The organism is Streptomyces sp. NPDC030814 (genome assembly GCF_055572155.1).
On sequence record NZ_JBVIDX010000034.1, the window covers coordinates 21,010 to 32,853 of the forward strand.

The window sequence follows — 11,844 nt, forward strand, 5'->3', positions numbered from 1 at the left end:
GCTCAGCTTCCGGGTGACTCGACGGGCCCGGCCGGTCCGACGGCTACGGCGGCCCGGGCCGCCCGGCGGGCCAGCAGGGTCGTGGAGCGGCCGTCGAGGTAGGGCAGGACGACCGCCTGGCCGCCCCAGTCGCGCAGGACCTCCGCCTCGGGGAGGTCCTGCACGGCGTAGTCGCCGCCCTTGACCCAGACGTCGGGCCGCAATCGCCGCAGCAGCGCCTCGGGGGTGTCCTCCTCGAAGACCACGACGGCGTCGACACTGCCGAGGGCCGTGAGCACGCGGACCCGGTCGGCCTGCGGAGTGAGGGGGCGACCCGGGCCCTTGCGGCGGGTGAGGGACGTGTCCGAGTTGAGGCACACGATCAGACAGTCGCCGACGCGCCGGGCGCTCTCCAGCAGGCCCACATGACCGGCGTGCAGCAGGTCGAAGCAGCCACCGGTGGCCACCACCGTGCCCCCGCGCGCTCTGACCCGCTCCGCCAGCGTGAACGCGTCGGCGGCGGATTCGTCCACCGGCCGAGGCGTACGGCCCCGGCGCCACAGGCCGGGGTTGCCCGCGCCGCCCGCAGACACGAACGCGGCGGCCTCGGCGACGGCCCGCTGGACCGCCTCCTCGGGGAGCGCGCCGTCCGCCAGCGCCACGGCCGTCGCCGCCGCGAAGCAGTCGCCCGCACCGCACGGATCACCCTGGGCCCGGTAGGGCGGGGGAACCAGCATCGGCGTCCCGCCACCGGGCCTCGTCAGCAGCGCACCCCGCTCGCCCAGCGTCACCGCGACACCCGCGGCCCGCCAGCGAACGGCAAGCGCCGCGCCCCGCTCGGCGTCACCGCGCAGCGAGGTGTCGCCACCCGCGTCCGGGGCAGGCGCCCCCGCCCCGCGCCGACGGCCCTGTGCCGGGTCCGGGCCCGGGCCGCCGTCCACGTCGGGGCACAGGGCACGCACCTCGGCCGCGTTCGGGGTCACCAGCCGGGCGCCGGGCACGGGTGCTCCGCCCCGGGGGTGGGGGTCCCAGACCAGCGGGGTGCGGGACGCCACAGCCGCCAGGTGATCCCGTACGGCGTCGGCCGTGTGGCGTCCGTAGTCGGCGACGAGCACCGCGCCCGCCCGGTCCAGCGCCTCCCGGACGTCCGTGCCGGGCGCACCGGGTGTGCCGCCGCCCCGGTCCATCCGCACGAGGGGACGACCGCCCGAGAGCACCCGCGTCTTCACGGGGAGGGTGCCCTCCAGGGGGAGTTCGACGAGCCGGACCCGGCCGCGCAGCTCCCGTCGTACCGCGTCGCTCGCCTCGTCCTCGCCCAGCGCCGTCACCAGCACCACCTCGCGGGCGCCCCCGGCCGCGAGGGCAGCGGCGAGCCCGGCACCGCCGGGGCGGCGACGGCTGCCGGTGACGTCGACGACGGGCGCGGGCGCGTCGGGCGCCAGCCGGGTGGCCGTGCCCTCCACGTCCTCGTCGAGCAGCATGTCGCCGACGACCACGAGCGGCCCTGACGCCCCGCGCGCACCGCCTGCGGGGTTCCGGCCGAGCGCCCCAAGGGCCCCGGTCATGACGCCCTCCCGCGGACCGGTACCGGGCGGTGTGTCCCGGCGGGCACCGTCGCGCCGAGCGGCGGCACGGCAAGGGCGGCGTCGAAGCACTCGCACAGCAGATGGACCGCGACCAGGTGGGTCTCCTGGACGGTCGCCGTGCTGTCGGAGTCGATGGCCAGCGTCTCGGCGGCGGCGTCCGCCAACGGGTTCGGCGAGGGCCCCGTCATCGCCCAGACCCGCAGCCCCGCCCGGCGGGCGGTGACGGCCGCGGTGATCAGGTTGGCGCTGCGGCCGGACGTGGACAGCAGCAGGAGCAGATCGCCGGGACGCCCGTGTGCGGAGACCTGCCGGGCGAAGACATGGTCGAAGCCGTAGTCGTTGCCGATGGCCGTCACACTGGATGTCTCCGCGTGCAACGAGATCGCCGAGTACGCGGGCCGTTCCCGCTGGTAGCGGCCCACGAGTTCGGCGGTGAGGTGCTGGGCCTGTGCGGCGCTGCCGCCGTTGCCCGCGGCGAGCAGCCGACCACCGGCCGGCAGGACGTCGGCGAGGAGCCCGCCCCACTCCGTGATCCGGCCGAGGCCGTCCCGCCGGAGTCGGTCGAGTGCCTGTTCGAGGGATCGGCAGTGCAGGTGTGCGGCGTCGAGTGCGCGGGATTCGGTCATGGCGATCGGGTGCGCCGCGTCCCGGGGGACGGCGGCCTGACCCGCACCTCCTTCGGACCTGTGGGGGTTCGCGGTCGGAGTGCCGTGGGGCGGGGCCGTCGGACCACGCCGGTCATGTGCGGACCGGGCGGGGCCGTCAGACCACGCCGGTCATGGCCGGGCGGGCGTCGACGACCTTCTCGTACGCCGCCTGGGTCGCCACGCCGACGCGGTCCCAGCAGTAGCGGCGCAGGACGCGGCGTCGGCCGGTCTCCCCGCAGGCGGCGCGGGCCTCGGGATCGGCGAGCAGTTCACCGACGGCACGGGCCAGCGCCTCGGGGTGGCGGGGCGGCACCAGCCGCCCGGAGCCCGGGTCGGCGACCGTGTCGAGCTGCCCGCCCACGGCGCTGGCGACCACCGGCCGGCCGCAGGCCATCGCCTCCAGCGGCACGATGCCGAACGGCTCGTAGTCCGCGGGGCACACCACCACGTCGGCGCCGCGCAGCAGTGGCGGCACCTCCCGGCTGGCCACCCCGCCGGTGAAGCGCACCCGGCCGGCCACGCCCGTCTCCTCGGCGAGGGCACGGAGCCTGCGTACCTCCGGGTCGTCGTCGAGCCGGTCCGCCTGCGGGCCGCCGGCCACGACGAGTTCGGTGTCGGGCAGCAGTGCGAGGGCGGCGATCGAGACGGCGGCGCCCTTGCGCGGTACCAGGCGCCCCAGTTGCAGGATGCGATGGGGGAGGGGGCCCCGTGCCATGGCCGGCCCGCGCGGGGTGAACAGTTCGGTGTCGACCCCGCAGGGCACGACGCACACCTTGCTCGACGGCACGCCCATCCGGGCCAGTTCGTCGACCTCGTCCCGGCAGGTCGCCACGACCCGGTCGCAGGCGAGGCCCACCTCCCGCTCCAGCGCGATCCGCTGCGGCGGGCTGGTGTCGGCGAGCTGCTGGTGCCGTCGCTTCACCGTGCCGAGCGCGTGGTACGTGTGCAGCAGCGGCAGCCCCAGCTCACGGGTGGCCCGCAGGGCGGCGACGCCTGACATCCAGAAGTGGGAGTGCACGACGTCCGGGGGCCCGGACCGCCATGCCTGGGCCAGAAAGCGGCCGAAGTCCCCCATGTAGGGGAGGAGTTCGTCCTTGGGGAGCGGCTCCTGGGGACCGGCGGGCACATGGTGCACCGTGACGCCGTGACGCAGCGGCACTTCGTCGGGCAGATCCGGCGAGTCCCGGCGGGTGTAGACGGTGACCTCGTGGCCCCGGTCGGCGAGCGCGGAGGCGAGGGCGGCGACATGGACGTTCTGGCCGCCCGCGTCCACCCCGCCGAGAACGGCGAGCGGACTCGCGTGCTCCGAGACCAGCGCGATCGACCTGGGGCGCGGATGGGAGGCGATGCCGCCGAGCCGGAAAGGGGTGAGGATCGAGTTCATGAGCGGGCCTCCGTCAACACGCGCTCCCAGTCGTCGAGGAAACGCTTGAGTCCGTACCGTTCGAGGGCCGCCTGACGGGCACGCGCGCCGTCCTCGGCCGCCGCCGCGGGGTCCTCCAGGTAGTGGCGTACGGCCCGGGTGAGCACCTCGGGCCGGGTGGACAGGGTGCCCGCGCCCGCCGGGACCGCCTCGACGGCCTCGGTGGTCGCGAGCGCCACGACCGGCATCCCCAGATGCATGGCCTCCAGCAGGGACAGGCCGAGGGACGTCCAGCGCACCGGGTGCAGATAGAGGCGGCGCTGGGCCATGGCGGGGTGCAGATGGTTCTGGGGCAGGTCGGCGGAGCGGCAGCGCTCCTCCGGCAGGCCCAGGTGGGCGGCGAGGCCGTCGGTGCCCATCCCGAACACGTCCAGCGGTGCCGCCTCCGCGAGGACGGGCAGCAGATCGGTGCCGGTGTACCGGCCGCGCCGCACGGGCTCGTTGACCACGACCGCCGCACGGGCGAGCCGGCCCGTGTACTGGTGTCCGGGGTCGACGATGCCGTGCTCGATCACCTCGGTACGGGTGGAGCCGCAGTCCCAGAAGAGCCGGTTGAAGTGGGTGACGTGGACCAGCGTCAGATCGTCGCGGTCGGCGCACGGGTGCCGGGTCTCCGGTACGTCGCCGTCCGGTGCGTTGTGCTCCAGATAGACGGCGGGCACATCACGCCCGGGACGTCGGCCGCCCAGCCAGTCCTCGGCGAGGGCGAGTTCGTGGGGCCGCTGGAGGACCACCAGGTCCACCGGCCTCTCCCGCAGCTCCTCGGGCGGCACCTCGTGCACCGAGGCCGGCCAGGAGAACGTACGGGCGCGGCCGAGGCCGTCGGGCCCCCGGTCGGGGGTCACGGGAACGAGATAGGTGTGGGGGCCCTGCACGAACGCCGTCGTCCAGGAGCCGTGCACATGCCACAGCAGGATGTTCATACGGTCGCTCCTCGTTCCGTCGCACGGTCGCCTGCCCGACCCGGCGGGACCGCGTCACGGCTCCACGGGGCGGGGCGGACGCTCCGCTCGGTGCGGTCGTCGAACGGGCCGCCGAGCGCCGAGACGGCGGCGAGGACCTCCCGGTCGCCGACACCGTCGAGGCAGGGGTGGCCCGGCAGCGGACAGCGCCGGGCCCGGCTCCCGGCGCACGCCGCGCCCTGGTCCCCGAGCAGGACGTGCGGCACGCTGTACGGGCGCCAGCGCTCGGCCGGCACCACCGGCGCGAACAGACAGACCACGGGGGTCCCCACCGCGGCGGCGAGATGCGTCGGCCCGGTGTTGCCGGCCACCACCACGCGCGCCCCGGCCATGACCCCCGCCAACTGTCGCAGATCGGTGGCCCCGCCGAGGTCCAGGGCGTGCCCGCCGGCCACGTACGAGGTGAGGTCCCGCTCGTCCGGGCCTCCGGTGACCACCACACGGTGGCCCGCCGCGGACAGGGCGGACGCCGCCCTTGCCGCCCGGTCGGGGCTCCAGGCGCGGGCCGGTACGGCGGCCCCCGGATGCAGCACCACGTACGGGTCGGTACCGGTCGCGGAGGTCATGTCCGGGGGCGGTACGACGCGCAGCGCCCCGTCGTCGCCGGGCGGCAGCGCGCAGCCGGCGTCCCGTGCCAGGTCCAGGGCGGCCAGGGCCTCATGACGGTTCGGCAGCCGGTGGTGGCGCAGGTCGAGCAGCGCGCCGGGGTAGTCCTCGCTGTCGGCGGCGATCCGGCCGACCCCGGCCAGCTTCAGCAGCAGCGCGACCGGCAGCGGGCTCTGGTGGTACGACACCAGCACCAGGGCGCGGTCGAAGCGGCGGACCGCCACCTCCTCGACCAGCCGGTCCGTGACGGTCCGCGACACGCCGGCCGGTTCCAGCCCCACCCACGGCGCGTCGTACACGAGCACCTCGTCCACGCCCGGCAGGAGCCGGCCGGCCGCGACCCCCTGCGGCCCGCACAGCAGCGCGGTGTGGGAGGAGGCCGCGGCGACCGCGCGGACGGCGGGACCGGCCAGCAGCACGTCCCCGGCGCTGTCCAGACGCACGACGAGGCTGCGGGGGAGAGGCGAGACGCTCACCTTCGGCCTCCCGCGCTCACGCCGGCCGCGCGGCCGGCACCGGCCCCCGGGCCCAGCGCGAGCCGTACGGCTTCGCCGAGGTCGGTGGCGAGCAGATCGGCGGCGGCGGTCTCCTCGGGCCGGGTCACGGGCGTCGGCACCAGCACCCCGAGCGCGCCCGCGGCACGGGCGGCGGCCAGGTCGGAGCCGATGTCACCGATGACGACCGTGCGCGAGGCCCGTACGCCGAGCCGGGCGCACGCGGCGAGGACCAGACCCGGCGCGGGCTTGCGGCATCCGCAGCCGTCGTCCGGGCCGTGCGGGCATACCGCCCAGACGTCGAACGGGCCGAAGAGGTCGTCGACACGCCGCCGTACCGCGTCCACCTGGCGGTAGGTCAGCAAGCCCCGGGCGACGCCCGACTGGTTGCTCACCACGCCGACGCGGACACCTCGCGCGCGTACGGCCGCGACGGCCTCCAGGGCCGTGGGCAGGGGCTCGACCCGCTCGGGGGCGCCGTTGTAGGGGACGTCGGCCACCAGCGTGCCGTCCCGGTCGAAGAGGACGGCCTCCGGGAAGGCCGCGCCGATCCCGCCCCTGGCCGGGGCGAGCGGGCCGAGGAGCCAGGGCCGCGCCGGGACGCCGGTCATGACGGCACCCCTTCCGGCAGGGTCCGGCGCACCGGGGGCGCCGTCGGCCGGAACCGCGCCGTACCCCGGTGCGCGACCTCACCGCGCAGCCGGTGCCAGACGGCGGCGGGCGGGATGACCACACTGGTGAGAGCCATGGCGGTGATCTCGTCGCGGGTGCGCGGCCCCGGCATGATCCGGGCCAGCGCGAACTCGGTGGTGCCGGCCAGCCAGCCCGCGGCGCACAGCGCGGCGGCGCGCGGCCTGCCGAACAGGGCGCAGGCCAGGCCCGTCGCGGCGAGCGCCGTCACCGCCAGGTGTCCCGGCAGACGCCCCCGTGGCGCCCCTGCCCTGTCCCACCAGTCACGTCCGTGCCTCCGGGTCATCAGCACGTCGTCGGCGTTGCCCGCCTGGAGCCGCAGGGAGACCCAGCGGTCCGCGGGCCGCACCGGGTGCCGGGTGGTCCGGTTCCCGTCGGTCAGCGTCCACCCGGTGCCGAGGACGCGCAGCGCGAGGTCCGCGTCCTCCCGGAACGCCCGCCTGAACCGCTCGTCGAATCCGTCGACGGCCTCCAGCGCCTCCCGCCGGTACGCCATGTCGGCGGTGATCCACCGGGCCGTCGCGAGTCCCGCAGTGTTGCGCTCCCAGTCCGTGGGCCGCCGCCCGGCCGCAAGGGGCACCTCGATACGGGCGGTGACCCCGGCGCTGTCCGGGGGCGCCGCGGCGAGGTCCAGGGCGAGGTCGTCCGCCCAGCGCGGGCCGGGCACCACGTCGTCGTCGAGGAACACGATCCAGGGCACCCGGCCGGCGGCCCGCCAGCCGGTGTTGCGGGCGGCGGCAGGGCCTGCCGCACGGCCCGTCACCACCGTCGTCGTCGCCCGCAACGACGGGGGCACCTCGCCGTCCAGGGGCGAGCCCGGCTCGGCACGGTCGTCGACGACCACCACCCGCACCGGCATCGGCCCCTCGGAACGGGCGAGCGCGTACAGACAGGTCCGCAGGCTCGGGCGCCCCAGCGTCGGGACCACCACGGCGTACGCGCCGCCGCCGTGGTCGCGGTCTCCGAGGCGCTGACGCCGCCGGCGGGTGAACTCGCTCACCGGGCCACCTCCTCGCCTCCGGCGCCGAAGAAGCCCGGTCGGCGTACCGCGTACGGTCCGATCGCGAGCAGGTCGACGGGGGAGGAGCCGAAGCACTCCAGGGCGTCACGCGGATCGTCCACCATCGGCCGTCCCGCCGTGTTGAGGCTGGTGTTGACGACGACCGGCAGACCGGTCAGCCGCTCGAACTCCGCCAGCATGCGGGCCACCAGCGGCTCCCGCCCCGCGTCCACGGTCTGGATGCGGGCCGTGCCGTCCACGTGCACGACCGCCGGTATGCGCTCGCGCCACCCGGGGGCGACGTCGTGGACGAACAGCATGTACGGGCTCGGCAGCGGACCGTCGAAGATGTCCTGGGCACGCTCGGCGAGGACCATCGGCGCCACCGGCCTGAACTGCTCGCGGCCCTTGACGTCGTTGAGGCGCTCCAGATTCCCGGCGTGGCCGGGGTGGGCCAGCAGGGAGCGGTGGCCGAGCGCCCTCGGCCCGTACTCGGAACGGCCCTGGAACCAGGCGACGATGCCGTTGTCCGCCAGCGTCCGCGCCACGGTGGCCGCGATGTCCGCCGGCCGCTCGAACGGCACGCCCGCCGTCTTCAGCCACGCCCCCAGCTCGGCGTCCGACCAGTCGCGGCCCAGATCGGCGCCCGGCATGGGTTCGGGGTTGTCGCCCTCGTCGGCGGCGAGCAGCAGCGCACCGCCGAGGGCCGTCCCGGCGTCACCGGCCGCGGGCTGCACCCACACCCGGGAGAAGGGGCCCTCTCGGGCGACACGCGAGTTGGCGACACAGTTCAGGGCGACACCGCCGGCCAGGGTGAGCGTGCTGTCGTGGGTCCGCCCGTGCAGCCAGCGCACCAGGTCCAGCAGGGTCTCCTCCAGCACCGCCTGGGCGCTGGCCGCCACATCGGCGTGCTCCCGCGTCCACGGCTCGTCCGGGCCGCGCGGCGGGCACAACGCGCGCCAGGGCACGCCCGTGGCACGGAACCCGCCGTCACCCGTGGGGTACACGTACCGGCGCAGCTCGGGCAGCATGCGCGGGGTGCCGTGCGAGGCGAGGGCCATCACCTTGAACTCGTCGGAGGAGCGCAGGAATCCCAGGTGCTCGGTCAGCTCCTCGTACACCAGCCCCAGGGAATGGGGCAGTTCCTGCGCGTACAGTGCCTCCAGCCGGTCGCCGGTGCGGTGCGCGGCCAGATGCGAGGCGCGTTCACCGCGGCCGTCCAGCACCAGCACCGAGGAGTCCCCGGCGTCGGGCGCGCCGAACGCGCTCGACGCCGCGTGCGCCATGTGGTGCGGGACGAAGCGGACGATGCCGGGATCCAGGCCGGGCAGCGCGGCCTCGAGGAAGCCGGGGGCCTCCCTCGCGTAGGTCTGCCGCAGATGGTCCCACGGGTCGTCGAGTCCCATCTCATGGGCGGGCCGGGCGAGACGGGGGTCGTAGGAGTAGGTGACCGCGTCGAGGTCCTGGGGGCGCAGACCCGCCCGGGTCAGGCACCAGGCGGCGGCCTTCTCCGGTACTTCCCACGCGGCGAACGGCACCGGCCGCTTGCCGTGTTTGCGGCGGGAGAACCGCTCCTCCTCGGCGGCGGCGACGGTACGGCCGTCGATCACGAGCGCCGCGGCGGGATCGTGGAACAGCGCGTTGATTCCGAGAATGCGCATGAAGGGGGACCCTTTCGGCGAGGGGATGACGCCGGTGTCGGGGCGCGGGGCCGATGGGCGCGATCCGAGGCGGCTGTCGGCTGCGGATCGGGGTCAGCGGGGTGGAGCCGACACCGTGGGGCGCGCCTCGGCCTCGGCGCGGAACCAGTCGATCGTGCGGCGCAGCCCGTCCACCGGCGCCACCCGTGGCTCCCAGCCGAGCTTGTCGTGCGCCAGGGTGATGTCCGGGCAGCGCAACGACGGGTCGTCGGTGGGGCGTTCGATGAAGCGGATCTCGGAGTCGGCGTCGGTGAGGATGATGACCAGCCGGGCCAGGTCGAGCATGCTGATCTCGCCCGGATTGCCGATGTTGACGGGGCCGCGCATCCCGTGGGCCGCCGCCGCGAGCACTCCCTGCACGGTGTCGTCGACGTAGCACAGCGAGCGGGTCTGCCGCCCGTCGCCGGTGACGGTGAGGGGCTCCCCGGCGAGGGCCTGGCGCACGAAGGTGGGCACCGCCCGGCCGTCGTGACCGCGCATGCGCGGACCGTAGGTGTTGAACAGGCGCACGATGCCGGTGTCGGTGCCCTTGGTGTCGGCGTGGGCAGTGGTCAGTGCCTCGCCGAACCGCTTGGCCTCGTCGTACACGCTCCGGGGTCCCACGGGGTTGACATGGCCCCAGTAGTCTTCGCCCTGCGGGTTCTGCCGCGGATCCCCGTACACCTCCGACGTCGAGGCGAGCACGAAGCGGGCGCCGTGGGCATGGGCGAGCTCCAGGGCGTTACGGGTACCGAGACTTCCCGTCTCCATCGTGTGCAGGGGCAACCGCAGGTAGTCGGCCGGTGACGCCGGGGAAGCGAAATGCAGAACCAGGTCGGTGGGCAGATCGACCGGTATTCCCTCCGCCACGTTCGCCTCGACAAAGGTGAACTTCGGGCGTTCGAGGAGCTCGGCGATGTTGTCGACACGTCCTGTACTGAGGTCGTCGACGCAGGTGACCTCGGTGCCCGCGTCCAGTAGGGCGGTACACAGGTGGGAACCGACGAATCCGGCACCGCCGGTGACGACGGCGTGCTGCCATGTCGGTGAGAAGGCGGTGGTCATGGCGATCTCCTCCGTACTGGACGACGGCGTATCGCCCCCCTGGCACGCGCCGGGCATGACGGCGCACCGCTCGCAGCGGCCTGAAGGGGTGTGAAGGGTCGAGGTGGGGCGCGGAGGCGTTGATGAGGGCCCCTGCCCGGTCCCCCGTCCCGGGACGGGAACGGTGGCTGGGTGCGCACCGTCGGCGGGAGACGCTCGAACAGCGAGTGTTACATGTGCTGATCCCGCTCGCGACCGGAGAGCCCGTGCGGGTCCCGGTCCCGTGGATGAGGCGGCGATGTGAGTGACATGCGCATCGGAGTTCCCAGTCGTTCGTCACTCATGCAGGCAAGTCGTAACAAATCGCACCAGTCGTCTTCAGGAGTCGGAGCCGACTGCGCCGGGCGGGCGTCCGGGGCCTGTGGGACGCTGTGGAAGGGGCCGCCGGAAGGAGACACCGGTGCCCGGGTTGGGTCAGAGCCTGGCGACGGCGCGCCCCGCTCTTCCGCGGTGAGATCTGCGCCCGAGCGCTCCCGCAGACAGGCGTTGAGGCCGTCCGCGTGCCACGCGCGGCCCTCCCGGTACGCGAGGAGCCGCGGCTCCCCGCCTTACGGCTCCTCAGTGGTCGTCGGGACGCGGTCACGCAGCAGGGGCAGGGAACGGGCCGCCTGGACGCGGGACGGAGCACCTCGATCAGCGCGCGGGCTCCGCCCCGTTCGCCGCGGGTCTCGCGGACAACGTCCCACCAGGCATCGCGGACGGGCGTGAAACGGCCTGCGGACCCTGCCCGGTCGAGCGGATGTCGTCTGCGGGCTTGTCGAGCACGTACGCCGTGTAGCGAGTGACGCGCCCCATGGCCCGGTGAGCGCGGATGACGGCGATGACGGAGTCCCAGTCCTGTGCGTCGAGGGTTCTGAGGCCGGGCCACCGCACGCACAGGGTCTGTCGGCCGGCCCGGGTCGACGCGGTGCCGGCGAACAGGGCGCAGAGTTGGGCTGCCCTGTGGAGTACGGGGATGGTCCAGTCGAGGATCAGACGTGTGGTGAAGCCGGCTGCGGAAGCCATCAGCGGGTACCGCTCGTACGGTTCGATGTCGTCGAAGCGCCAGGTCCCGCGTACGAGGCCGCTCGGGTCCACGGCATCGATCGGCTGATCCGTGCGGGAAGTGACATCCACGAGGACGAGCCTGCCTCCGGGACGCAGCAGCCGGAAGCTTTCGTCCAGGAAAGACCTACGGCCCTCATGGCCGAAGTGGAACGCGGCCTCCAGGCAGTGCACTCGATCGAAGGAACCGTCCGTCAGCTGCATCCCCACCGCCTGCCGCGGCAGAGCCGTGGCGTCGGCGGCGGTGAAGCACGCGCCGGGACAGCCACCGAAGCGGCGACGGGCCTGGTCGATCTGCTCCGGCTGGATGTCCACCCCCAGCGCTCGGCAGCCCGCGGCGCCCAAAAGCGCCGTGGTGTCACCGCGACCGCATCCCGCATCCAGCACGCGGTGCCCGGGGCGGGCGTCCAGCAACGCCAGCGACCGGCGAGCCAGTCGGCGCTGAAAGGGCGCCGGCCCGGCCAGAACCACGAGCGGCAGGGTCGGCACCGTGAAGTAGCCGATGTTGGCCAGGCTGTCCCAGCCGAGGTGCCGAAGCACCCGGAAAAGCACACTGTCGTCGCTGTACGCGCTCGCGAGGTCACCGCTGTCGAACATCTCGCACCCTCCGCCTTCCACGGGCACCCGCAC

General features: G+C 74.8%; 10 protein-coding genes. All 10 read right to left on the reverse strand.

Annotated elements, in window-relative coordinates; genetic code table 11:
* Window positions 1-2 precede the first annotated feature (2 nt).
* The 10 genes from rfaE2 to ACZ43N_RS39100 all read right to left on the reverse strand — a co-directional run bounded on the left by rfaE2 (window position 3) and on the right by ACZ43N_RS39100 (window position 11,811).
* Window positions 3-1,544, reverse strand: a complete 1,542-nt coding sequence (rfaE2, locus tag ACZ43N_RS39055; protein WP_468104118.1) for a D-glycero-beta-D-manno-heptose 1-phosphate adenylyltransferase — start codon at window positions 1,542-1,544, stop codon at window positions 3-5.
* Complete coding sequence (locus tag ACZ43N_RS39060) at window positions 1,541-2,191, reverse strand: D-sedoheptulose-7-phosphate isomerase (RefSeq protein ID WP_468104120.1); 651 nt, start codon at window positions 2,189-2,191, stop codon at window positions 1,541-1,543. Before ACZ43N_RS39060 ends, rfaE2 begins: the two co-directional genes overlap by 4 nt.
* A gap of 136 nt (window positions 2,192-2,327) precedes the next feature.
* Window positions 2,328-3,596: a glycosyltransferase gene (locus ACZ43N_RS39065; protein WP_468104121.1), complete on the reverse strand. Its 1,269-nt coding sequence runs from the start codon at window positions 3,594-3,596 to the stop codon at window positions 2,328-2,330.
* Window positions 3,593-4,558, reverse strand: a complete 966-nt coding sequence (locus tag ACZ43N_RS39070; protein WP_468104123.1) for a glycosyltransferase — start codon at window positions 4,556-4,558, stop codon at window positions 3,593-3,595. The genes ACZ43N_RS39065 and ACZ43N_RS39070 overlap by 4 nt, the downstream gene beginning before the upstream one ends.
* Window positions 4,555-5,679: a glycosyltransferase family 9 protein gene (locus ACZ43N_RS39075; protein ID WP_468104125.1), complete on the reverse strand. Its 1,125-nt coding sequence runs from the start codon at window positions 5,677-5,679 to the stop codon at window positions 4,555-4,557. The genes ACZ43N_RS39070 and ACZ43N_RS39075 overlap by 4 nt, the downstream gene beginning before the upstream one ends.
* Window positions 5,676-6,308, reverse strand: a complete 633-nt coding sequence (locus ACZ43N_RS39080) for a D-glycero-alpha-D-manno-heptose-1,7-bisphosphate 7-phosphatase (protein WP_468104127.1) — start codon at window positions 6,306-6,308, stop codon at window positions 5,676-5,678. Before ACZ43N_RS39080 ends, ACZ43N_RS39075 begins: the two co-directional genes overlap by 4 nt.
* On the reverse strand, window positions 6,305-7,387 hold the full coding sequence (locus ACZ43N_RS39085; protein ID WP_468104129.1) for a glycosyltransferase: 1,083 nt from the start codon (window positions 7,385-7,387) through the stop codon (window positions 6,305-6,307). The genes ACZ43N_RS39080 and ACZ43N_RS39085 overlap by 4 nt, the downstream gene beginning before the upstream one ends.
* Entirely contained in the window at window positions 7,384-9,048 is a 1,665-nt protein-coding gene (locus ACZ43N_RS39090) for a carbamoyltransferase family protein (RefSeq protein WP_468104131.1), read from the reverse strand. Before ACZ43N_RS39090 ends, ACZ43N_RS39085 begins: the two co-directional genes overlap by 4 nt.
* 93 nt (window positions 9,049-9,141) lie before the next feature.
* The gene (locus ACZ43N_RS39095) at window positions 9,142-10,131 is read right to left on the reverse strand and encodes an NAD-dependent epimerase/dehydratase family protein (RefSeq protein WP_468104133.1); all 990 of its coding nucleotides are present in this window, start codon (window positions 10,129-10,131) and stop codon (window positions 9,142-9,144) included.
* Window positions 10,132-10,803: 672 nt separating this feature from the next.
* Window positions 10,804-11,811 (reverse strand): class I SAM-dependent methyltransferase, encoded by a 1,008-nt coding sequence (locus ACZ43N_RS39100; RefSeq protein WP_468104135.1) that lies wholly within the window; start codon window positions 11,809-11,811, stop codon window positions 10,804-10,806.
* Window positions 11,812-11,844 lie beyond the last annotated feature (33 nt).